Source organism: Spirosoma agri (assembly GCF_010747415.1).
Classification (GTDB): Bacteria; Bacteroidota; Bacteroidia; order Cytophagales; family Spirosomataceae; genus Spirosoma; species Spirosoma agri.
In genome coordinates, this window is sequence record NZ_JAAGNZ010000001.1 from 1,885,479 (window position 1) to 1,910,125 (window position 24,647).

Genomic DNA, 24,647 nt, shown 5'->3' on the forward strand with positions numbered 1-24,647 from the left:
GACTACAAATCCCGTAGGATCAGGTAGATATGACGGGGTTGGCAAACGAGGGGATTGATGCGCTTTACTCGTGTTCACTGGTCACGTCATGCTGTTTGGGGGCCTTTCTGCTTCGTGGAATCAACCGCTCGAACTACCGCTTGTTTGTCGATCGGTCGGTAAGTCAGAGAACGCATTACGCCTAACTGCCTCAAAATAGCCCAATAATTGCCGGAATCAAAACCACTACCCATCGCCGGTTGTTGCTATAGCAGCGTTCGTTTCAAGCCGTTCATACAGCTGCCGAAAAACGATATCGTTCGCTGAATTTATCATCTACGTTATGTCTGCTCTTTTTTCGCCTATCACCATCCGAAGTATCCAGCTCAAAAACCGGATTGTTGTTTCACCGATGTGCCAGTATTCCAGTGAGAATGGGTTTACCAATGACTGGCATCTGGTTCACCTGGGGAGCCGGGCCGTGGGTGGTGCCGGATTGATCATCACGGAAGCGGCCGCCATATCGCCTGAAGGACGCATTTCTCCGCACGACCTGGGTATCTGGAAAGATGAACACATCGCCGGTCTGAAACGCATCACGCAGTTCATTAACCAGCAGGGAGCCGTAGCCGGTATTCAGCTGGCCCATGCCGGCCGGAAAGCAAGCCATCACCGCCCGTGGGATGGTGGCAAAGCCATTGCCCCAACCGAAGAAAAAGGGTGGGAAACCGTAGCGCCAAGTCCAATACCCTTCACCGAAACAGAGCCAATTCCGCTGGAGTTGACCACCGAAGGCATTCACAATGTGCTGGCAGATTTTCAGGATGCGACCCGTCGGTCCGTAGAGGCTGGTTTTCAGGTGGCTGAGATTCACGCAGCACACGGATACCTGCTCCATCAGTTTCTGTCGCCATTGAGCAATCAGCGGACCGATAATTACGGCGGTTCGTTTGACAACCGGATTCGATTATTGCTGGAAGTGATCGAGCGCGTACAGACCGTCTGGCCCGAAGAATACCCGCTTTTTGTTCGTATATCGGCTACCGACTGGACCGAAGGCGGCTGGACTGCCGATGATTCGGTGGCGCTGGCTACTGTCCTGAAAACGAAGGGTGTCGATGTGATCGATTGCTCGACGGGCGGGAACGTGGCTAAGGCTAAGATTCCCGTTGGTCCTGGTTATCAGGTAGAATTTGCCGAGCGGGTCAAACAGGAAGCGGGTATACTGACCGCTGCGGTCGGTCTGATCACCACCGTTGAGCAGGCAGAAGAAATCCTCGAAAGCGGGCAGGCCGACTTTATCCTGATGGCCCGTGAGTTTTTGCGGGATCCTTATTTCCCACTCCATGCCGCCCACACGCTGGGTGATGAGATTGCCTGGCCAGCGCAATACGAACGCGCAAAACCGAGGTAAAACAAAAGGGTGCGCACGTGAAATTAACGTAGGTGCCAGCCGATTTACTTACTTTACTGTTATATAATCGTAACCATTCTTTTTACTCAAAATTAAGTATCGACTATGCGTTGGCTAGGACAAAGTGAAAGTGAAAACGTCGAAGATCGACGCGGAGGAGGTGGTGGTGGAGGATTACTGGTTGGCGGTGGCATCGGCACCGTTGTGATAGCCGTTATCGTCATGCTTCTGGGCGGAGATCCGTCGCAGATACTGAATCAAAGTTCGGATTCGTCCAGCCAGACAGAAGCACAGGCCCCTACTGGCCCCCAGCCCGATGATGCCGCTGCCAGTTTTACCAGTAAAGTATTAGGCAGTACGGAAACCGTCTGGACAAAACTCTTTGCTGAGCAGGGAAAACAGTACCGTAAACCCGTGCTGGTCATGTTCAGGGGAGCTACGGAATCGGGTTGCGGAACGGCGCAGGAAGCGATGGGCCCGTTCTATTGCCCTGCCGATCAAAAAGTGTACATTGACCTGTCGTTCTATGATGAGCTGGCGCAGCGTTTCCAAGCTCCCGGCGACTTTGCTATGGCCTACGTTGTGGCGCATGAGATTGGTCACCATGTGCAGAAGCAGTTGGGTATCATGGATAAAGTGGATGCTCTCCGGCAGCGCCTGGGCGAACGGGAGTTTAACAAAGTATCCGTTCGGCTGGAATTGCAGGCTGATTTTTTTGCGGGCGTCTGGGCGAATCACGCGCAGGGGCAAAGCATCGCCCTCGATGCGAACGACGTTGAGGCTGCGCTTACTGCTGCCAATGCCATTGGGGACGATAAAATTCAGGAGCAGACCCAGGGTCGCGTTGTTCCGGATGCCTTCACCCACGGTAGTTCAGCGCAACGCGTATACTGGTTCAAGAAAGGGCTCAAAACTGGCGATATCAGTCAGGGCGATACCTTTAACAGCAACGAAGATTCCAATTTGTAGTAAATACATTTTCGGACGGTTACTCGTCTGAACCAATACAGAACAGTGTTTGATACGCTATATCTTCGAGATTTGGCATATCAAACACTGTTCTGCGTTCTGGGCGTGTCGGTTTGTCACCAGACACGTGTGCTGATGTACCGATTCGTTATCTCGCCGGAGTGAAATTTGCGCTGGTACAGGTACTGCCCGCTTCGGTCGTCAGGCAGATTTGCCCGACAGCAGCACCGGTTGGAACCGTTACGATCAGTGAAGCGCCCGATAGCCGGAACGTAGCTACTGCCGATGTCCCTCCATTGAATTTTACCGCCGTAACATTCGCCAGATTCTGACCTGTTATCGTTAGTTCGTCCCCGACTTTTGCCGTTTTTGGGGTAAAATCGGTGATGGTCGCCAGACGAACAACGGTAAAGTCATCGGTGAGTACAGCCTGGTTGGTAGCGTTCAACACACGGATAGGACCCGTCTGAGCGTCGGTCGGAACCAGTATCCAGCGTTCGGTATCCTCGTTTTTACCTCCATCGGCGGCTGGGCTGACAGAGCCGGTGAAGTAGAACTGCGCGTTGAACAGGAAATTTCCGCGCACGACAACACGGTCGCCAGAGCGGCCTTTAGCTGGGAGAAAATCAGTAATTACGGGATTCTGCACCACGACGAAAGGCTGACTGGTGGCGGTTCCGGCTCGGTTTGTGACCGTAATGACGCCACTGACGGCATCGGCTGGTACATTGATCAGCAGCTGTGAACCCTCGATGCGGCTGGTGATCGGCACGGATACGCCACTCACCCGAACATCAGTGATACGGTACAGATTCTGCCCCGTGATGGTGAGCGGTTGTAATCGTAGCTGGCGTATTGGGCTTACGGTCAGATTTGACGGCGCTACGTAAAAGAAAAAGGGGTCGGATGCGCTGGCATTGCCACCCGCGCTGGCAACCGAAACCGTCACCTGTGCCGGTGAGCCCAGATTAGGTACCGTTGCTTCGAGTTGCGTATCGCTCACAAGCCGGAACGGAACAGAGACCGTTCCGAACAATACCGTCGATACATCGCGCAGGTTGATCCCGGTTAGGATAACTTTATCGCCCGTGATCCCGTCGCGTGCGCTTAAACTGGCTACGGCAGGTTGCAGCACAATTTTGAGACTATCGGCACTGGTAGCGATCAATTTATCGAAGACGGTGACCGTTACTTTGCCGGACGTGGCATTGGTCGGAATTACCGTTCGTATTTCGGTGTCTCTAACGCTGGTCTGGTTACGGTCAACGGCTAGCCCATTTATGCGCGTCAGGCCGTCGGACAAGTTCTGCCCCCGTATGATCAGCTCCGCGCCCGGCTTCCCAACGGTAGGCGAAATACTGGTTATCTGCGGTGTTCCGGCCACGATAAATCCGGTCGACACTTCCCCTCCCTTTGTGGTAACAACGATATTGAGCGATCCCCGCGCTATGTTTGGTGGCACGATCAGCGTCAGTCTGGTAGCCGAACTATCTTTCACGATGGCCGGCGTCTGCTCAAACCGAAGCTCCTGAATCTGGTTAAGGTAGTTTCCGGTCAGAACGACTTCCGAACCCGGCAGGCCATTTCCGGGGGTTATGGAGGTCACAACGGGTGGTGGCTGCAACACCGAAAGGGGGAGGGGATCTGAAACGCCTTCGCCCGTCTGAACCCGTACCTGGGCTATACCGGGGGGTATAAGCGGAACGGTTACGCGTAGGCTCTGCTCCGACAAATCCGAGACTTGACCCACTATCGCCGATCCGGCTATGGTAAACGTTACCACCGGTTCCGTACCGAATTGATAGCCCCCCAGCGTAATCTCCTGACCAACATAAGCTTCTTTTGGCAAAAGCACGGTCAGTTCGGGTGGGGCATGTTTGACGCGGCAGGCTGATAGGCTGAGTACTAGAAAAAGAAAAATAAAACTAACGGAAACTGACTTCATAACTGGCAGAGGGCTGTTCCGCCCGGCGCAAACATTCGTTGCATTGTAGTAAAAGTAGCCAATTTTAATGTCTAAAAACCATTTCTCCTGAAAGCCTGTTAGGAATAGTGTACAGCCAATACGCTAACGTGCGCGAAGGGATACTTTATAAATCGCCAATTTAGCGTTCGTCGTGCACGATCCGTTATCTACAAAACACGAATGAACTACCGCAGCCTGAAGTCATCAAATCTAGTAAAAATTGCAACGCTCGGCGAACTGAAAGCCGCGGGGTATACATCCCGGTCGATTAAGCAGGAGCTACGGGAAAACCTGATCGAACGGATACGAAACAAAGAAGTCGTGTTTCCGGGGATCTGGGGTTACGAAGATACCGTCATCCCGGACGTAGAACGGGCCATTTTGTCTATGCACCACATCAACCTGCTTGGGTTGCGTGGTCAGGCAAAGACCCGGATTGCCCGCTTGATGGTCAACTTGTTAGATGAATACATTCCGGTAGTGGCCGGGTCGGAACTCAACGACGATCCACTCCAGCCGTTATCGCGTTTTGCGCTGGATCTGATTGCTGAAAAAGGTGACCAGACGCCCATCACGTGGATGCACCGGGATGATCGGTATACCGAAAAACTGGCTACGCCCGATGTCTCGGTCGCTGACCTTATCGGTGACGTAGACCCTATTAAAGCGGCCACGCTCAAGCTGCCTTATTCGGACGAACGGACCATTCACTTTGGCCTGATTCCGCGCTCGCATCGCTGTATTTTCGTTATCAATGAATTGCCCGATTTGCAGGCCCGTATTCAGGTGTCGCTCTTCAACATTTTGCAGGAAGGTGACATTCAGATTCGGGGGTTCAAACTTCGCCTGCCGCTCGATATTCAGTTTGTCTTCACGGCTAACCCGGAAGATTATACCAACCGGGGTAGCATTGTGACGCCACTGAAAGACCGGATCGATTCGCAGATTGTGACGCACTATCCGAAGTCGATCGAGATCGGGAAGAAAATTACGATGCAGGAAGCCATCGTGAAGCCGGAGCAGAAAGGCATGGTGAAGACCAACGAACTGATCATCGATCTCATCGAGCAGATTGCCATCGAGGCCCGCGAAAGTGAGTATGTCGATTCGAAGAGTGGTGTGTCGGCCCGGATGACTATTTCAGCCTACGAAAATCTCCTGTCATCGGCTGAACGCCGTACCCTGCTGAATGGGGAGAAAGATACTTATGTGCGCATTGCTGATCTGTACGGTGTTGTACCTGCCATTTGCGGTAAGGTCGAGCTGGTTTACGAAGGTGAGGTTGAAGGACCGGTCATCGTCGCGCAGAACCTGATCGGTAAAGCGGTGCGGAATCAGTTTCTGACGTATTTCCCGAATCCGGAAAAGGCCAAGAAAGACAAACGGGGTAACCCATACAAGAAAATTACCGACTGGTTCGGTGATGGCAATGTGATGGAAATCCTGAGCGAACTATCAAACCGCGATTACGAAGCCCGACTGCGCACCATCGACGGGCTGGACGATCTGGTCGATCAGTTCCACGGAAAGTTGAGCAAGCCCGAAAAACTGTTCATGATGGAGTTTGCGCTGCACGGTCTGGCCGAGCACTCGCTCATCGGTAAAAAAGCCCTCGACACGGGTCAGCAATTCAAGGATCTGTTAGGCTCTATGTTCAACCCCGACAGTGGTTTCGGTGAAGAGGAGGACGAGGACGACGATAGCCGCTACTAGGCTAAATAAAAAACGTTGATCGGGGCGTATTGCTCAGGAGAAGCTGCAAACGCTGATCCTGAGCAATACGCCCCGATCTTTTTCAATCCCCGCCTAGTATGACCTTTCCGTTAGTTGACATCAACCTGAACTGCTAGAATAAGAACTGTTTAGGGCCGACAATCGGCGACTGAAAACGGACATCAATGATGATCACGGAGCAGCAACAGGCGGCCCTGCATCGATGGCTTACCGGGTATCGGGCGTAGTGTATAAGGATAGACGCCAGTAGGCAAATCGTTGCCATTGTACGTGCCATCGAAGGGCTTGACGTAACCACCATTGGATAGGTAAACGACTTCGCCCCAGCGGTTGAAAATCGTGATAACGGCTTCCGGAAAAGCCTCGATACCGGGCAGCCGAAGCACATCGTTCAGGCCATCCCCATTGGGCGTAAAGGCGTCGGGAACCCAAACGCGCTCGTAAACCGTGATGTGAATAGTGTCCTTGGCCTCGCAACCGCTACTGTTCTTAACGTCGAGCGTGTACGTAATGTCGGCTAGTATATTGGTTATTGTTGGATTCGCTGCTTTATCGTCACTAAGATACGTAGCCGACACCCACCGATACTGATTCGGATTGCCGGAATAAACAGGATCAAGCGTAAATGTATTGCCTTTGTAGGTTGTCAGTGAGTCGGTCAGCTGAATCGTTGGTATCGGGGCAACGACTGCCTTCCGGGTTGCTACGGTACCGACGCATTCGGGAGCAGCTTTTACCGTATAGGCAACGCTGTGTTGTCCTACGCCAGCTTTCTGGGCGCTGAACTGGGCTTCGGCCACACCGTTTCCCGTATACTCCCCACCGGGCGGGCTACCAATAAGCGTAACTATTGGAACATTGGTGCCACACATATCGGGAATGGAGTCCAGCGTAACGGTTACGGGTGGAATTTGCTCAACGGTGAACGCCGTGGAGATGCCGGTGCAGCCGTATGCATCTGTCGCCGTGAGGCTGTAAACACCGGCAGCTGTCGCCGAGTAATTGGCGTCCGATGTCGCTATACTGGACAGCGTTTGTCCATCTTTCTGCCAGGCGTAGGCAACGCCACCGCTCCCGGTCAACGCCAGCGAGGACTGAGGACATAACCGATGAGAACCCGTTGCCGATTGAATGGCCGCCTGAACCGCTGCTGACCGGTCTATGCCCACTGTATCCGTTCTGAAAACACAACCGGTGGGTTGCTGGGTCAATACTATCCAGTATTTACCCGGCTGACTGGTCGTCACTGAATCCGTGGTTTTACCGCTCATTGCCTGTCCATTCATGTACCACTGATAGGTAACATCAGTACTGCCGGACATATTGATCTGCACCGAACCCGTTGTAGCGCACAAATGACCACTGGTACTCAGTTTACCCTCGGCTCCGACCACGGTGATAATTACCCCCGGCGAATTACCCGTTTTACTACAGGCGGCTTTCTGCGAAACGACAACGGTATATTCACCTGCCTCACGAACCGTTATGGACGATGTAGTTGCATGCGGCAGATTGACGCCGTCCCGACGCCATTGGTAGTTCCAGTTCGCATCCGCAGTAGCCTGAATAACCGTCGAATCCCCCCGGCAGATGGTGACACTACGAATACCCAGTGCCCGATCTTTGACCTGAACGGCTGGATTTGGCGTTGTAGCGGGTGGACAATCGACAACCAGAAACTGGAAATCCCGTCTTACCTCACCAATTCTCATGCCGTTCCGATACTCCTCTACCTTCACGGCAAACACGAATAAGCCCAGTTGACTGGCCGTTACGGCGAGTTGTCCCGTTTGCTCGTTGATGGATAAGGTCGGGCTGCCCGGTATGGCGTTGGTAGCCCCAAAGCCTGATAACCAGCTCACATCGGGGTAGGGCGCTGCCGATACGGCGTTCTGCGTGTTGCCGGTCCCTTTCTGGTTCAGGGGCGTCACCAGTGAGTAGCGCAGGTCGTCGCCATCGGCGTCCGTGGCTGCGAACGAAAACGTAAATGGATCGCCCAGACAGATATATTCGCCGTTTATGGGGGAAAATCGGGGAGACGAGTTGACGAATAACGTTCCGTTTTGCTGGATAGCCGGAAATTCCAGGTAGAACGTGAAACCGGTTTGTGACGGATTACTGATGTTGTTTATACCTGCGTTTCGATTGCGGGTCTGATAGGAAATGTAGTAACCGGCTGCATCAGCATACGAAGAAGGCGCGAGCTGAATATCGGCTTCGTAAGTAAGCGTTACAAATTTCAGGTTGCGTAAGGCCGCACAAAATTCATTACTGTAAATAATTGGCTGACGCGCAGCTGTTTCGCGAACCGTAAAGGGCAGCATAAGCGCGTTGTCCCGCTTGCGGAAGATGCCTAGATTTCCCGTATTTGACTGTCTGGAAATACCCGTCGTGCCGTCTTCGAGGTAGTTAATAACCGTGATGTGGTAATGACCGGGTACATCGCCGATCGCTCGCATTTCCAGTTGTCCGCCAACCTGATGAGTGGCCCACGACGTAAACGAATACACCAGCGTCAACAGAAAAAGTATAACTCGAAAAGTAGATATACGCATACGCAAATTGCCTGTTAATCGGTCACATTCATCTTCTTCGTTGTAATCAAACCCGCGTACTCTATCCGTCTATCGTTACCCTAACTGGTTGCGTTAGGACAATGAATGGGTGTTTCGTTAACTTAGTGGACCTATTTTCTGCTTATTCGCTATACTTGCATCCTAGCCAGATAAAAATACACAATAATCTGACGATCAACTCAATAGTTTTTAGATGTTGCTATCAATCCTGATTTACGGCGGGACATGATTCTGGCCGGAAGTCTGCTCGCTCAGAAAAGCAGCGGAACCCGCATCATTCATCCACAACAGAAATTACTATCCATACGCGGACTTGTTTCTTCTCGTTGCAGACGTAATGCTCGTATTGACGAAAAAGCAAAAAGGGGTTGAGTACGTGGCCTGAACTGTCTGAGCCTCTTGTTCGAATGTGCTACATAGAAAGTATCGACTGTCAAAATCTACCCTCTATTTACGAAGGATGATCATACGGGACTTAGTCCGGAATCAGTAGCCACTGACGAGCCTCTTCGTTCGTGACGAAATAACGGCTGGTCTGTGCCTCATTCATACGACCGGATGCCCGCAGGATCAGATCGGCACCCAGTTTGCTGAACTGATTCAAGTCTGTTACCGTGATGGCTATTCGAACGTTATGCGGTAAATAAAACGTCGCTCTGGGTAGCCATTCGTTAATGAACCACTGGATGTCTGTTGGGTTAAACAAGCGCAGTTGTTGCAGATCGATCAGCCACCGTTTGGGACGGTGCTTCCTGGCCAGTGCCATCACCGCGAGAGAACCGTTCCGAAAGGTCTCGCTGGACGGTTTATCAATCCATATCTGCTGAATGAGGTGTATCCCACAGTCGACAAAGACGGTAACATGCTCGTTCCGGTACGTTTTCATCGTTGCTGAGTGAAAACCGGCTAAAGAGTGTGAGTGGTATTGATGACTAACCCTTTTTCCGAATAAGCGCGTTGCAGTTCGGCTTCGGCAAATCGGTAAGCGTAAACGAACTTATCGTTCTCGCTGTGGATGATTCCCATGTCTTCCAGCTGCACAACGTTATTCCAGATACGTTGCAGACTCCCGTAAAACTCATCTTCTGACTGGGACAGGAGCGCCTGTAGAGCGGGCTGTGGGGTTGAAGCCGACCGGTTTATTTCGAATTTTATGGACGTACGTTGCATCTGTCTGGCCTAGTCAGTTTGACCGCTGTTTCCCGGTTTATAAAAAGGTAACGTACAGCTGACGCATCTGCTATGGGGTTTTAGGTTTGTTAACGCGGCTTTTAAGGTCTTTTAACGTTCGGCTACACAATCGATTTTAGCGAGTCGTTGCGCAGCCCACGCGTATTGTTGCGCATTTTTTACGGTAATGATCCGCACGAATTTTCGCGCCGGTTCCTACAAAAGAGTACGTTTGATCGGCGCTGCCTGTTGCAGCGAATCCCCGTATTTATGAATAAAAAAGAGTGTGATGCTGCCGTCGTCTTGCGACTCGTACGTAACTGTTCGGCTCCTTAAGAGCTGGTAAAGAAAAAGGCCAGCAAAATCGCTTTTGCTGGCCTTGTAATCACCTAGTGGTCGGAGCCCCAACGGCGGGGGTGTAGTTAGCTCAAAGACTCGATGTCATGTATAATTGTAATTTTATCCGGTCATTCTGTCGCTGCTGATTGCCCAGCGTAACCCGCTGAACCAACTCCCGTAGCGTGGTTGGTGAACCCGACGGATAGAGCGTCAAGATCAATGGACGGTTGGGTATTTTTCGTTTGATAATCTGGCCAATGTAATAAGTCAGGTCAAACGTGTAGGTATCGTCGGTTATCAACGAATTTCTGTTCAATGTATAACCGGCAATAGCGGCTGAGCCTCCGGTCGACGTGCCGGGCACGGATGCTATAATGTCATTGTTGTTATTGACTTCGTAGAGTGCCAGGCTGGAGGGTGGGGCTGTGTTGTCGAACAAGCTCTGCCGAACGGGACCTACCACCAGCAACGCACTGTTAAAGTCAGCGAATTGATCCGGTCTGTAAAAGTTGCCTAGGAAAGGAAACTCGATCCGGGTTTGTAGACCGGCTCCCCACGATATAGCGGTTGTGTTGTCTGTCTGTGTGCTGTTAACGGCATCTGTGCGGGTTTTCAGCGTACTGAGGACTGTACCGCTGCGGTCATTCTTTAATTGCGTAAAATGCAAACTGCTCAATGGAAACAGCAGACTTGAGGCAGTCTGATTGATATCCGTATCGTGGTAGTAGAGCCGTAGTCCGCTTGTTGAGCCAATGGCAAAACCCAGAAAAACGTTGGTCGATGTTGACTGACTGACAAAGGCAAAGCCCGGCATGTACTCATCCAGCGTAGTCGAGTTATTGATTTCACCACTTACGAGTTTCGCGTAGAATTCCTGCGCCATCGCAGCCGGAAGGCGTAAGCGGACGGGTCTTGTTCCGCTTATGGGCCGGGGTGTTATCGTCTGTTGTAGAAACGGAGTGGTTTCGTACGCAGCATTGCTCGTATTGTAGAAAACGATGCCACTGGGTAGCACTCGATTCAGACGATACACGCTTAGATTGAAGGCTGACGTTGTGTCTCCATAAGCGTACCCGTAGCCTAGCTCAAGAACCAGCGAATCTACCCGTAGTGTTGTTTGTGTAGGAAACGAGTTAGACACGTAATCGATGGACGAAAAAGCCTTAGCTTGTAAGCGACCCGTTCTGGCATCAGTCCACTGACCGACCAATATATTCTGATCGGTGGAAGTAGGGAATGAATCCGTCCTTAATACCGTCGATGTCTGGATCGTCACCGAATCGATCGACTGGACCAGCAACTCCTGCGGATTGATGACCGATTGACCCACGTTAAGGTCGCCTGATTGACAGGCAAAAAGTACAATACCGGTTAACATCAGCAAACCGGCGTACCAGAAAGTACGCATCATAAAAACAGATCAGGGAATTGATACGCCTAACTGGCGCAATTCGTCGTGTGTCAGAGTAGGCATTGCCTTATCCTCCTGTAATTTCTCAACCACCCGTTCGCCAACCCGCTGGGCCTGCTCACTGCTGGTGAAGCCTACCACACCAGGAACGCCTGGTATGGTAGGCTGATGAATAAACGGCTCGCCGTTACTCAGTATGTCATACCCCCAGCCAGTTGGCGTGCTGAAGACCTGAACCTCATAATAAGATCGCCAACTGTACGCCAGATAACCGGTTAGGATAGCAAGTCCTGCCATAATCAGCAGCAACCCGATGCGGATCAATCCTGAGCGGGAACGTTGCTGGTGAGGCTTGGTATTCTTAATTGGTGTCAAGATTCTGTGCGATGGTTGGGTCAAACTCCCAGAGGTCATCAAAACGAGCTGTACCACTCAGGCCAGTCGTAACGTATCCTTTGCCGCCAATCGCAAAACCAATCGCATATTGACGACCCGATCCTTCGAACGTGCCCAGGGTAGCCCAAGTGTCGGTGCCTGGGGTGTACTGCCAAACCGTTGTACTACTATTATTACCGGTAGTCAGGTAACCCAGGTTATTGATGGCGAACGCAACGGCGTTACTACGGGCAATGGTCGATTGATCAGACGTGAACTGCGCTTTTTCAATCCACAGATCCTGCGCCGGATCGTAGGCATACCAATCTCTGAGCGAGCTTCCATTATTATCACCCGCACCAACGTATGCGAGTCCGTTCAATACCATCGCTACGGCACCTACGCGCTTCGAGCCGCTGTAGCTGCTCACTTTTGCCCAGGCATTTGTGGATGGATCAAACGACCAGATGTCTTTCAGGTAGTTACCGTCATTGCCGGTACCCACGTAGCCTTTAGAACCGATTGCATACCCAACGGCACTGAACCGGGCCGTACCGCCGAAATCAGCGACCGCTTTCCATTTGTTGGTTGCCTGATCGTATTCCCAGAAGTCTTTGAGTCTGTCGCTGTTGGCGTTCAGGCCCGTTCCGATGTACCCTTTGGTACCAACGGCAAAGCCGACAGCACCCGTACGGGCAACGCCACCGAAATCAGCTAGTTGAACCCATGTGTTTTTGGTTTGATCGTAGGCCCAGAAATCTTTCAGGCGGTTATTGGAGGCATCGTATCCGGTACCCAGGTACGCAAAATTACCGATAACGAAACCGGATGCCGAAGCACGGGCTACACCTTCAAAATCAGAACGGTGTCTCCAGTCACCTAAGGTAGATGCCGTATCGGAACTGGAACAGCCGACGAGCGCACTGGCCCAACCAACGCAAACCAGACCTAATGCCCAGTTGATGAAGGTTGAACGACGGTGGTTTTTAGTGTCTTGATCTGCCTGTGATTGACTAGCCATTGGGGATATAGCTTTCGGCAGGGACCCAGTAGCCGAACGAAATCGGATTGGTAAATTAATCATGAAAGATAGCGTAAACGAAAGAACTGAACCGTAAAGTTAGACCAATTTGAATTAAGACTGACCCATTTGAGAGGCTGACCGTGGAATCTGCTGAACCAAACGTCATGTATTTAACGTGACAACTTGCTTTAGTAAGCTTCTCCGCATGGGCCGGAATCTCAATTGTGTTCTGCAAAATTACTTCAAACTACCCTTACTTACTAACGGGGTGGGTTCATAAAAATTCTTAATTCTTGCAGGTTATTCCAAATTTTCGGCCTTAGGTCGACCTAATAAGACTATCCGCAAAGTCCCCAATACCCTTAAGCCAAGGGTATTGGGGACTTTGCGGACGATTCGGCTACTTATAGAGTAAGACTTTTCAGAGAGCGTACCATCGGAGTGCCACCGGCTTTACGCTGGATGGACGAGCCCAATACTTTGAGCGGATTCTGCGACACGCCTACCCGACCCGTGGTTGCCGTGCCCGTGATCTGTCCGATCGCGGCACCCAACAACGCATCACGGGTGTCGCCGAGCGGATATAGTGTTATCGGCTCCTCTACTTCAACTGAGGGCTTGAACCCAGTGGCGTAATCGGATTGGCCCAGATTATTGAACGACTTGAACACAATCGGCTGCATACCCCACTTGATTTTACCGGTATCGTCGGTGACGGTGATCGAGCCAACATTCTTACCGTAGGTTGTTGTGCCAATCGTTGTGACCGTCATGTAAGGGCGCAGGCCGTTGATAATCAATTCGCTGGCGGAGGCTGTCATATCGGTTGTCAGGACGAATACTCTGGATAGGTTTGCGCCGATGTTCTGGGATTTCGTACTGAATTTTTGCAGAAAGAAATCACTGCCATACTCCTGTTGTAAGTACGGGGTAATGGTCGAGTTCCATTCTTCCCGGAAGTACAGCTTACTGGCATCGACCCCTTTGCCGATCAGGCTGGCTAGATTGGCCGACGACGACGTATAACCACCCGGATTGTAGCGCAGATCGAGCACCAATTCGTTAACACCCTTCGCTTTGAATTTGCTGAAGATAGCGTCCACCTGATCGTCATATTCGGTCGCCTTGCTGCCATTCGGTGCAGGAACAAACTGGTTATATACGAGATAGCCAACGGTTTTGCCGCCGATGGTGTATACTGAATCCAGAAAGACCGGATTCTCCTGATAGACCGCCGTCGTAACCGTTTTCGAAACGTCCGTATCAACGACTGCCTGACTGCTGACCTGGGCCAGACCAAACGTGTAGGTGGTGGCGTCACTGAACAGGAGGGAGCTGTAGTTGGTCGTCGTCAGCGTTTGACCATTCACCTTGCTGATAATATCACCTCGCTTCAGCCCAGCCTGTGCCGCTGGCGAATTCGGTAGCACATACAATACCTGCGCAATAACGTCGGTGGAACCCGATGAGCGCAGATAGAGCGTAAATTCCATCCCGGTCGTTTTCGTCTGACCACTCAGGGAAGCTGTCAGGTCGGTGGCATACTCTTCGGTCCATGAAAACCGGTCGCCATCGGGTCGTGCTGTTGCATCGAACTTATAGAGGATGGAATCAAAAAAATCAGAAGGAGCCAGCGTGGTGTCGGGGTTTGCCGGAATTTTGTCGTTCCAGTAGTAAAGCTGCCGCATGTTGTCCAGCATCCAGTTATCGACCGTTGCGTTCTCGCTGGACGTTGCGGCTGTTGTTTGGGGACTAACATCGTCTGCCTTTTTGTTGCAGGATGATAGGGTTAGTACGAAACCGGCCAGGAGCCACAAAGTGGGTTTCTGCCAGATAGGCTGCTTGTGATACGCGTTGTTCATAACGATTATTCTCTTGTAGATCTATATAACTAAACGACTATTTGCTGTCTGCTGTATTTATGTACGTTTATAATTGGTTAACTGTTGCACAGAAGCTAGTCTGTAACGAATTGATGTGGACTATTAGTCAAGTTATCAGTATGTTATGTAGGATAGTCTAATCGTTTTTTAATTCAGGTCATTGCTAAGGACATTGGTGGAAAAACGCGCTGAATACAAAGGGGCAGCCCAGTTATCAAGCCAGTGGAGAAGTTACTCCGTTGACCTGATGACTGGGCTGCCCCTTTGTATTTTCCTGAAAAATAGAAACGGATTACTTACTGAACCGTTCCGGCGCAAAAGGCTGGAGCGATAAACTACCCGCCTGGCCCGTAACGGCTTCGGCTACCAGCTGACCGGTTGCCGGGCCAAGGCTCACGCCCATCATGCCATGACCGGTAGCAAGCGTTACATTTTGCAGATGCTTCAACCGCCCGATATACGGCAACCCGTCGGGTGAACAGGGACGAAGGCCGCGCCAGACCGTTTCGGTAGCGGGCATAGGCGCGGACAAATCCGGGTAATAGCGATTGATCGACTGCACGATGCCGCGTACCCGATTCGGATTGACCGACATATCTGTTCCGGCGATTTCGAGCGTACCCGCCAGCCGGATCTGACCGTTCATGGGGGTCGCTGTTGCGCGGGCTTCGAGCATAATGGCCGGAACCTGAATCATCGACGCCTGTTTGGGTAGCGTAAAGCTGTAACCTTTGCCACCCTGCAAGGGAAGTGACAAGCCCAGTTTGCGCATCAGGTCCGGCGACCACGCGCCAGCCGCCAGCACGACCTCATCGAATGAATGGGCTCCGCCAGCGGTAATGATTTTGCTGATCTTGCCGTTCTGTACGGTGAAATCGGTGACCTGTTGATTTTCGAGCAGCGTTACGCCCAGTTGCCGCAACCGGGTCACCAAGGCCTTAATAAGCTGATTGGGGTAGATGTGCGCATCACCTGGATAGTAGACGGCCCCTCGTACCGTGACCCGAACATCTGGCTCCAAATCCTGCACCTGCTGACCCGTCAGCACCTGCGAGTCTACACCAGACCGATTGGCTACGTCGGCTTCCTCGGCCATTTCGTGCTCGTTTTCGGACGTTTGGTAGAGCATCAAGAGGCCGCGTTCCTGCCAGCCAAAGTCCAGATTACCCGTCGAAGCCAGTTCCTGGTACAGGGTTTTGCTCAAAAAGCTCAGGTCGCGCAGTACCGGAATTGCCCGTTCGACGTGGGCCGTCGTGGCATGTTTGTGAAAAAGCCAGCCCCATTGCAACAGGTCGCGGTTCAGGCGTGGCTTCACATAAAAAGGACTTGTGGACTGGAACATCCAGCGAATGCCTTTGGCGATCATCCCCGGAGCGGCCAGCGGAATGATGTGACTCGGCACGATCATGCCCGCGTTTCCATGCGAGCAACTGTCCGCAAAGGTGCCGTGTTCCAGCAACGTCACGTCATGACCCGCTTTTCGTAAATAATACGCCGAGAATAGCCCGCTAACGCCCCCGCCAATAATACCTATCGTCATACTTAAATTACCTGAAAACCATGTTTGTACGGATCGTCTTCGTCCAGCAGAATCTGGTTGAAACCGTGAATGATCGCCCAGCCTTCAACGCTCGGAATAATGGCCGGTTGACCATTGAGTTCGGTCTCTGCTTCGATGCGACCGATGAATTTTGAACCGATGATGCTTTCGTGAATAAAGTCCTCACCGGGTTTCAGTCGTCCTTTGGCGTACCATTGCGCCAGTCGGGCCGAGGTCCCGGTGCCACAGGGCGACCGGTCGATCGCCTTATCGCCGTAAAAAACGGCGTTGCGGGCGGTGGAAGTCGGATCAATCGGTTCACCCGTCCAGAGGATGTGGCTCAGCCCCTTGATCGTTGGGTTTTCAGGATGCACAAAGGTGTACTGTTCGTTCATCCGTTGCCGCATTGTTCGTGCCCACGCAATGAGCTGTTCGGCGTTGAAATGCTGCAAACCGGGGAAGTTAGGCTGCGGATCGACAATGGCGTAGAAGTTTCCGCCATAGGCGACATCGACAGTCAGTGTTCCCAGATCAGGGCACTCGACGGTTAGGTTTTCAGCAGCCAGATACGATTTGATGTTCGTGATCTTGACTGACTTTACCTTTTTGCCTTCCTGGCGGTATTCGGCACGAACAAGTCCGGCTGGCACTTCCAGATTTAGCACACCCGGTGTTTTGGGCGTGACCAGTCCCTGCTCGATAGCGACCGTAACCGTACCGATGGTGCCGTGACCGCACATGGGTAAACAGCCCGATGTTTCGATAAACAGAACGCCCACATCATTGGCCGGATCGCTGGGCGGATACAGAATACTGCCCGACATCATATCGTGGCCGCGCGGCTCAAACATCAACCCCGTCCGAATCCAATCGAATTCGCGCAGGAAATGCTGCCGTTTTTCGCTCATCGTTGCCCCGTTCAAATACGGTATGCTGCCGCCCGTTACAACCCGTACGGGATTGCCGCACGTGTGCGCATCAATGCAGAAGAAAGATTTCATTGGAGACTTGATATTGATCTAATTCAACCCTCTGGTTCGCCTTAGGTAGCACTTGTCTACGCCCGGGCGAACCAGAGGTCCGCGTTACGCAGCTTCTAAAGTACCTTCCAGTTGCGGTAGCGCAGGGCGGTTGGCCAGGCCGGAATTTATGATGTCCAGTACCCGATCGCGTTCCGCGCCGATGAGGGGCAGGCGGGGGGCACGAACGTGCTCAGTACCGATACCAGCCGCTGTTTCGGCCAATTTGATGTACTGCACCAGTTTCGGGTGAATGTCTAATTCAAGCAGGGGCAGGAACCAGCGGTAAATGGCACGCGCTTCATCGTAGCGACCCGCTTTAACCAGTCGGTAAATCGCTACCGTTTCGCGGGGGAATGCGCAGACAAGGCCCGCTACCCAGCCATCGGCACCCATAACCAGCTCTTCCATAGCCAGCGTATCGACTCCGCAGAGGATTTTGATCCGGTCGCCAAACCGGTTGCGAAGCCGGGTCACATTGGACACATCGCGGGTCGATTCCTTCACGGCCTGTATGGTTGGCAGGTCTACCAGGTCCTCGAACAGGTCGAGTGTTACCTCAATTTTATAATCGATCGGGTTATTGTAAAGCATGATCGGCAGATCGGTTGCTGTAGCAATAGCCTTGAAATACGTAAAGACTTCGCGCTTGTCGGCATTATAGCGCATGGGCGGGAGCAGCATCAGGCCGCTGACACCCAGTTGGGTAGCACTTTCGGCAATGCGTACGGCTTCGCGGGTAGCGCCTTCGGCAATGTTGAGCACGACCGGAACCCGGCCAGCCACGTACTCAACAGTCGTTTTGACAAGCGTATCTTTCTCCTCATTGCTGAGCGTGCTGGCCTCTCCGAGTGAACCACCCAGAATAATGCCGTCCACACCCGCGTCGAGCTGAGCGTCCAGATTAGCGGTAAAGGCTGCGAGATCGAGTTCGTCGTCTGCCGTGAATTTGGTCGTTAAGGCCGGAAATACGCCTTGCCAGTTGATTGCCATAAACGTGGTTGTATTAGTTGGTTTTGATATTGGGTAATACGGATCAATAAGTAATTGGGGTAATCGGGTAATTCAGTAATTACTCAGCAAAACTACCACACTTATCTCAATTATAAGCTGCTGACTAACTTACTTATCACGTAATAATTGGCGTCCGGAGTGAGTGTGGTTGCTCCTTTTGCCGTTACCGTTTTCCACTGCGACGTTGGCAGCAGTTGTTTGTACGGCCCTGATTCGTCGAGACAGACGAGCACCGGCATGTCGAAACCATCGACACAATTCGTCCAGCGGTACTGCAAACCACCCGCTACCGGACGGTATTCAAGAACGGGAATCCGGGTATCGCGCAGGTATTGATCGAAGACCGGTTTGAGGTTTCGGCCTGTTTGCTGACTCAGGTAATCTTCGATTTGCTTCGTTGTAACGGTCTGGTGGTAAAACGTTTTGTTCATACCCCGCAGAATTTGCCGCCACTTTTCATCGTCATTGACCAATTGCCGGATGGTGTGAATCATGTTGCCGCCCTTGTAGTACATATCGCCGGACCCGCTGTGATTGACGTTGTAAATTCCGATGATCGGCTTATCATTCCGGATGTTGTTGCGGCACCCGATTACGTACTGTGCACCAGCCGCTTTCCCGTAATAATATTCCGTAAACAGGTTCTCGGAGTAGTTCGTAAAGCTTTCGTGAATCCACATATCGGCTACATCCTTGTAGGTGATGTTATTGGCGAACCACTCGTGGCCGGATTCGTGGACGATGATAAAATCCCAGAGAAGTCCCCAACCCGTTTTAGATAGGTCACGGCCCAGGTAGCCATTCCGGAACTTGTTGCCATACGTCACCGAACTTTGATGCTCCATGCCCAGATAAGGCGTTTCAACCAGTTTGTAGCCATCTTCGTAGAACGGATACGGCCCGAACCAGTACTCGAACGCTTTCAGCATCTGATCGACCTGTTTGAACTGCGTACGGGCCGAGTCAATGTCGTCGCGAAGGGCGTAGAAATCGACCGAAAGCGGCCCTTTTTCGCCCGCGTATTTTTCGCCCCAATGCTCGTACTTGCCGATATTGAGATTGACACCGTAGTTATTGATCGGATTGGTCACGTACCAGTTGAAGGTACTCGTGTGATCGGAATTGGTCGTTACACTACGCAGGCGACCATTCGAAACGTCGGTCAATCCTTCGGGAACGGTCACGCTGATCGCCATCGAGTCGGGTTCGTCGTACATGTGATCTTTACAGGGCCACCACGCGCTGGCACCCAGTCCCTGACAAGCCGTAGCGATAAACCAGTTACCCGACTTGTCCCGCGACCAGACCATACCGCCATCCCACGGCGGCCGTTTGGCGACACGGGGTTTTCCGGCATAATGGACCGTTATCGACTCGGTCTGACCGGGTTGCTGACGTTTGGTCAACGCGACAAAATACGCATTGCCATCCTGCCGGAATTTAAGCGACGCGCCATCCTGTTCGACCTTTACGACGCGCAAAGGCCGTTGCAGATCAACCTGCATGGTCTGACCCGGTTTCAGAACGCGATACCGAATATGGGTCGATCCGCTCAGCGTACTGTCAGTCGGCTGGACCCGAACCTTGAGGTGATAGAAGGCCAGATCCCACCAGGCGCGCTCGGGTGTAACGGAGCCGCGCAGGGTGTCGTCGTGCGTAAATTCGTACTGTTGGGCCGATGCCAGCAGGGGCAGTGCGATCAGCAAAAAAATCAGTCTTAATCGGGTCATGACAAAACAGACGCTTAACGGGCTCCCGGAGGGCAGTGTTGCAAAAGGTAATTAGTGTACAGCGTACGTAAATGCTGCGAGGTGCCCGGCCCTTCGGAAATGCTGTGTGTCCGGTTGGGGTAGGCCATCATCTGAAAGGGCTTGTTGTATTTAACCAGTTCATTGATAAGTACTTCGGCGTTGTCGTAATGCACATTGTCATCGCCCGTACCGTGGATATACAGTAGATTGCCCTTTAGATTTTTGGCGTAGGTAATGGGCGATCCGGCCACAAAATCCTCGCGGTTTTCCTGCGGCAGACCCATGAACCGTTCCTGATAAATATTGTCGTAGAAGAGCTGGTTGCCCACCGCGGCAATGGAAATGCCGGTTTTGTAAATGTCCGGGTATTGAAACAACAGATGCAACGTTGTCGAACCGCCCCCGCTCCAGCCCCACACGGCCACGCGGCTGGTGTCCATGTATGCATGTTGCGAAAACAGTTTCTTAGCACCCATCGCCTGATCGCGGATGTTGATCCGGCCAATCTGACGGTAGATCGATTTGCGCCAAGCTGCCCCTTTCAGGTTTGGCGTACCCCGATTGTCGAGGGCAACGTAGATGTAGCCCGCTTTGGCCATATCGCCCAGGAACATGTTGTTGCTGCCCACCGAAAAGACATCGTTCACGGTACTGCTGGCGGGTTCACCGTAGACGTAAAAAACGACCGGGTATTTTTTCGTGCTGTCGAAATCGGTTGGTTTCGCCATCCAGCCGTCCAGGTTGGTGCCGTCTTCGGTCTTCAGGGTAAAAAAGTTGACGTTTGTTTTAGCCATCGGCTTGACCCGCGACGCGATACTTTCCGATTCACTGACCGGCTTATGATCGGGTAAGCTGATCCATTCGCGGGCCGGTGGGGTCTGGTAATTGGTAAACGTGTGCGCTGCCAACCGACCGTTGGGCGAGATCGAATAGCCGTGCGTACCGGCTAGTCCTGCCGGTGTTACGCGCTCCGCTTTCCCCTTACCGTCCAGTCGGGTGCGATACAGATACCGCTGGTTCGTGTTTTCGGGTGACGCAATGAAATAAACCAGATTACTGGCTTCGTCGATGTGGTTAATTGTCGAAATGTCGTACGATCCTGGTGTCAGCAGCACTTCCTGTTTGCCGTCGCTGGTGACGCGGTAAATATGCCGCCAGCCGTCTTTTTCGGAGACCCAGATGAAGGCTTTACCGCCGTTGAGCCATTCCCAGCCAGCGGGACCCGCCGGATTCCAGCGATCTTTATTGTCGATCCAGGCCTTGTCGGTTTCGGTCGCAATGACAGCCGCCGAGCCGGTTGATGGATTACAGACGAACAGTTTACTCTCGTTCTGTTTTCGGTTAAGCTGCTGAACAATGATGGCATCGGTGGTAGGGAACCACTCCATCCGGGTCAGGTAATGCTGCTGCGGGTCGCCGGGAATGGCCAGCCAGTTGGTGGCACCGCCCGCTGCCGATACAATGCCAATACGAGTAGGGGATGGACTCTCACCAACCTTGGGATATTCCACCGGTATCACATACGAATAAATGGAGTCGGTGGTGTTCAGCATCAGGTAGTCCTTGATTTTGGTGGCATCTACCTGCCAGTACGCAATGCGTTTGCTGTCGGGACTCCACCGGAACCCATCGCGGCAGTCAAATTCTTCCTCATAGGCCCAGTCGAACGTGCCGTTGATGCGTTTGCGGGTACCATCAGTCGTCAACTGGGTACGCTGTCCGGTGGCTACATCCTCCACAAAGATATTGTGATCACTGACGAAGCCGACTTTCTTGCCATCCGGAGAGAATTTCGCGTACATCATCGATTGCGCGGGTAGGGCAGAAGGCCCCGAACCTATTTGACGAAGTTGACCACTCGCCCGGTTGAGCAGGTAATAATCGCCCCGCGTGTTGTAACGCCAGACGCGCGCCGTGTTCGTGAACAAAAGTAGCTGAGTACTGTCGGGTGTAAACGTAAAATCGGTAATGACCAGTGGTTGATCCGAACCGGGGCGACGGAACTTGTCTTTCGTAATCAGTGGCGTTTTACGACCCGTACGAATATCCGTTCTGACCAGATCGCCTTGCTCGATAGAAGCGAAGGCATTCCCATCCGTTGACCAGTGCGTCTGGCGACCGGGAATCTGCGCGAACGAAAGCGAAATAGAGAGACCAAGCCCTGCCGTGAGCAGCGTTTGGCGTAATGAAAAGGATGATGAAGTCACGAAAAGAGCAGCTAGTTGCGGTTAGTCAGTAAAGTTACGTCAAATTCAGAAAAGTTGACCTATTCCATGATTACCGCCGTACCGTTGGCGCTGACCATAAGCATAGCCCCGTTTGAACCGATGGTTTGATAGTCCAGGTCAACGCCGATAATGGCATTGGCACCCAGCCGCGTAGCCTGATCGATCATTTCCTTAAGCGCAATGCTTTTCGCTTCACGAAGGGCCTGAACGTAAGCGCCGGAGTGACCACCGACCACATCCCGGATACTGGTAAAGAAATCTTTGACCAGATTGGCCCCGATGATGGCTTCGCCGTTGACCAGACCGACGTATTTAGTGATGTGTTTGCCTTCTATGTTGGGCGTAGTGGTTATAAGCATTGAGGAAGACTGATGAGTTGAAGGCCGTAAAGTTATACAGTTGTCCGTTTATAAAAATGGGTGTTTCGGTCAAAATCGCCCATAACGTGTATCCGTTTGGCAGTCGATCAAAAAGAAATCTATGCTTATTGGCCTGTTCACCGCATGAAAGCCATAAACACGGAACAAGGCTAAACTTGAAAGCAACCTGGGGAATCGCTGCTATTCTGAGTCAGGACAAGACCGTTGCAACGAATTATTACGCGCTTACAACACGTCGTTATCAAGAAGTAATGGTTCGTCCTGATTGCCCCTGTCGCCTGGCTCTGTCGCCTATATCTTTGTATCGTAGTCGTAATAGCAACAACTCAATTAATAAAACACACCGGTATAATACCGTTTAATCCAGGCAATCATGTAATGTGGCTATGTACGTTTCTAAATAGATCGGCATGTCCTTCGACTTGTACTGGAGAATATAACGCGGATGATCGAGCGTGACGATACGATCGAAGAAGCCTTGCTGATCGTTGAGCCGACGCAGATACGTTTCGTTTTTGCGCCCCAGGCATACGGCTACGCGTCGGTCATAGCCGAAGCCCGTTTGGGTTCTAACCGTTTCAGTAATGGCCGGCCACAGCGTTTCGGTGGTTTGTCGGTCGTCGTAGAAATTGTAATTCTTCCCTGCTTTTGTCAACGCCAGTGGGAACAGCGAAGTCAGGAAAAAACGACTGTAAAACTCCGCTGCGCCCCCGAACGCGTCGACAACCTGATAGATGAACCGGCTCGATAATTCGGGCGTATCGCGCAGGTCGTTTTCGATGCCGCAATACCGACGCAGGTTTTGCGGGGTTGTGAAGGAAATGCCCGTTACCCCCGCCCCAAACCGACCGGGATTGATGCCCAATACGAAAATGCGGGGCGTCGTATCGGTATAGAAGCGGGTATAAAATTCGCCAACGATCCGTTGCACATCGGGCGTTTGGTAGGGGTTCATAACACCAACTTCGGGCGGTAAATTGGTCGGAGCAGCCAACGCGTTGTAGTAGGCAATGGCTTTATCGGCGAATGTGATCATTGACGCGAGAAATAAGAGTGACAGACCAACGCTACGTCGCCGATAATTCGCTCGGCTTCGAATTGGGAAACACCCTCCACGAATACGGAGAGCAGAAACGGTTCAACGTTGCCTTCCGACCGGGCATATACGATAGCGGCATCACCCCGCACGTAAGGTAGCGTACCGGTTTTGTGGGCTACAACCGTGCCTTTTGGCAATAAGCGCGGAATCGTTACTGTATCTTCGTTTTGCTTCAGGATGTCAATCATCTGGTCGCAGAGGTTGGGTGTGGCGACCTGCTTTCGATAGATTTTTTCCAGCAGAACGTTCATCTCCCCCGCTGTGACGTAGTTCTCGCGCCCTTGCCGGGCTGCCAGCGTATCCATCATGACTCGATTGAGCTGAGTTTTTGTAAGCCCCAACTGGCGGATACGCCGGTTGATGGCATCGCGCCCAAGTTCGTTGATGAAAATATTGGTGGCTGTGTTGTCGCTTTGAATGAGCATCAGGCGGAGCATGTCCCGGTAACTGACCTGACGTTGATGCGGGTAAGTTTTCAGGACACCGTCGCCACCGGTTTTCTCAGAGTCCAGTAAGCTGTGCATCTTATCCAGATCGAGTAAGCCAGCCCTGACGCGCTCCATGATTTCGATCATAATCGGTAATTTGATCACACTCGCCGATGGCACCCGCTCGTCGGCTCGATAGTAGAACGACTTACGACTGTCGGTCAGTGATCTGGTTGCGATGCTCACGCGCGTTGGCGAAGGCAGTTGTTTTACGTAAGCTGCCAATGAGTCCGATAAAGGTTGACTCACTCCATTCGTGACCATGCCGAGGAACAAAAACAAAGTCGG

The 24,647-nt window shown here is 52.1% G+C and carries 19 protein-coding genes; 3 read left to right on the top strand and 16 right to left on the bottom strand.

Translation table 11 applies throughout. The features are described 5' to 3' along the window. The first annotated feature begins 322 nt into the window (after positions 1-322). Both namA and ypfJ read left to right on the top strand, forming a co-directional pair. Positions 323-1,393, top strand: a complete 1,071-nt coding sequence (namA, locus tag GK091_RS07710; RefSeq protein ID WP_164036005.1) for an NADPH dehydrogenase NamA — start codon at positions 323-325, stop codon at positions 1,391-1,393. 105 nt (positions 1,394-1,498) lie between these two features. Next, positions 1,499-2,362, top strand: coding sequence for a KPN_02809 family neutral zinc metallopeptidase (ypfJ, locus tag GK091_RS07715; RefSeq protein WP_164036006.1), 864 nt, complete (start codon positions 1,499-1,501; stop codon positions 2,360-2,362). A gap of 148 nt (positions 2,363-2,510) precedes the next feature. On the opposite strand, the gene GK091_RS07720 is transcribed toward ypfJ, so the two are convergent. After that, positions 2,511-4,307, bottom strand: coding sequence for an IPT/TIG domain-containing protein (locus GK091_RS07720; RefSeq protein WP_164036007.1), 1,797 nt, complete (start codon positions 4,305-4,307; stop codon positions 2,511-2,513). Positions 4,308-4,508: 201 nt separating this feature from the next. On the opposite strand from GK091_RS07720, the gene GK091_RS07725 reads away from it, so the two are divergent. Then, positions 4,509-6,041: a P-loop NTPase family protein gene (locus GK091_RS07725; RefSeq protein ID WP_164036008.1), complete on the top strand. Its 1,533-nt coding sequence runs from the start codon at positions 4,509-4,511 to the stop codon at positions 6,039-6,041. Positions 6,042-6,223: 182 nt separating this feature from the next. On the opposite strand, the gene GK091_RS07730 is transcribed toward GK091_RS07725, so the two are convergent. From GK091_RS07730 to GK091_RS07800, 15 genes are all read right to left on the bottom strand, one after another. Continuing rightward, positions 6,224-8,617 (bottom strand): gliding motility-associated C-terminal domain-containing protein, encoded by a 2,394-nt coding sequence (locus tag GK091_RS07730; RefSeq protein ID WP_164036009.1) that lies wholly within the window; start codon positions 8,615-8,617, stop codon positions 6,224-6,226. Between the two features lie 496 nt (positions 8,618-9,113). Continuing rightward, positions 9,114-9,524 carry a hypothetical protein gene (locus GK091_RS07735; RefSeq protein ID WP_164036010.1) on the bottom strand — a complete coding sequence of 137 codons (411 nt, stop codon included), beginning with the start codon at positions 9,522-9,524 and terminating at the stop codon, positions 9,114-9,116. A 20-nt stretch (positions 9,525-9,544) separates the two neighbouring features. Then, a complete protein-coding gene (locus tag GK091_RS07740; protein ID WP_164036011.1) occupies positions 9,545-9,808 on the bottom strand; it encodes a hypothetical protein in 264 nt (87 codons plus the stop codon). Between the two features lie 427 nt (positions 9,809-10,235). After that, positions 10,236-11,558: a DUF4270 family protein gene (locus GK091_RS07745; RefSeq protein WP_246202167.1), complete on the bottom strand. Its 1,323-nt coding sequence runs from the start codon at positions 11,556-11,558 to the stop codon at positions 10,236-10,238. Positions 11,559-11,567: 9 nt separating this feature from the next. Then, complete coding sequence (locus GK091_RS07750; RefSeq protein WP_246202168.1) at positions 11,568-11,933, bottom strand: DUF4907 domain-containing protein; 366 nt, start codon at positions 11,931-11,933, stop codon at positions 11,568-11,570. Beyond that, a complete protein-coding gene (locus tag GK091_RS07755; protein WP_246202169.1) occupies positions 11,920-12,954 on the bottom strand; it encodes a Kelch repeat-containing protein in 1,035 nt (344 codons plus the stop codon). The genes GK091_RS07750 and GK091_RS07755 overlap by 14 nt, the downstream gene beginning before the upstream one ends. Before the next feature lie 407 nt (positions 12,955-13,361). Continuing rightward, positions 13,362-14,819: a S41 family peptidase gene (locus GK091_RS07760; RefSeq protein ID WP_164036014.1), complete on the bottom strand. Its 1,458-nt coding sequence runs from the start codon at positions 14,817-14,819 to the stop codon at positions 13,362-13,364. A 313-nt stretch (positions 14,820-15,132) separates the two neighbouring features. Continuing rightward, on the bottom strand, positions 15,133-16,380 hold the full coding sequence (locus GK091_RS07765) for an NAD(P)/FAD-dependent oxidoreductase (protein ID WP_164036015.1): 1,248 nt from the start codon (positions 16,378-16,380) through the stop codon (positions 15,133-15,135). Positions 16,381-16,382: 2 nt separating this feature from the next. Beyond that, positions 16,383-17,381 carry a 4-hydroxyproline epimerase gene (locus GK091_RS07770; RefSeq protein WP_164036016.1) on the bottom strand — a complete coding sequence of 333 codons (999 nt, stop codon included), beginning with the start codon at positions 17,379-17,381 and terminating at the stop codon, positions 16,383-16,385. Between the two features lie 84 nt (positions 17,382-17,465). Then, positions 17,466-18,386, bottom strand: a complete 921-nt coding sequence (locus tag GK091_RS07775; protein WP_164040639.1) for a dihydrodipicolinate synthase family protein — start codon at positions 18,384-18,386, stop codon at positions 17,466-17,468. A 116-nt stretch (positions 18,387-18,502) separates the two neighbouring features. Beyond that, entirely contained in the window at positions 18,503-20,143 is a 1,641-nt protein-coding gene (locus GK091_RS07780) for a M1 family metallopeptidase (RefSeq protein ID WP_164036017.1), read from the bottom strand. Between the two features lie 14 nt (positions 20,144-20,157). Beyond that, a complete protein-coding gene (locus tag GK091_RS07785) occupies positions 20,158-22,290 on the bottom strand; it encodes a S9 family peptidase (RefSeq protein WP_164040640.1) in 2,133 nt (710 codons plus the stop codon). A 140-nt stretch (positions 22,291-22,430) separates the two neighbouring features. Then, positions 22,431-22,751, bottom strand: coding sequence for a heavy metal-binding domain-containing protein (locus GK091_RS07790; protein ID WP_164036018.1), 321 nt, complete (start codon positions 22,749-22,751; stop codon positions 22,431-22,433). A gap of 379 nt (positions 22,752-23,130) precedes the next feature. Continuing rightward, entirely contained in the window at positions 23,131-23,808 is a 678-nt protein-coding gene (locus tag GK091_RS07795; protein ID WP_164036019.1) for a uracil-DNA glycosylase family protein, read from the bottom strand. Next, a complete protein-coding gene (locus GK091_RS07800) occupies positions 23,805-24,584 on the bottom strand; it encodes a serine hydrolase (RefSeq protein WP_246202170.1) in 780 nt (259 codons plus the stop codon). Before GK091_RS07800 ends, GK091_RS07795 begins: the two co-directional genes overlap by 4 nt. Between the last annotated feature and the right edge of the window lie 63 nt (positions 24,585-24,647).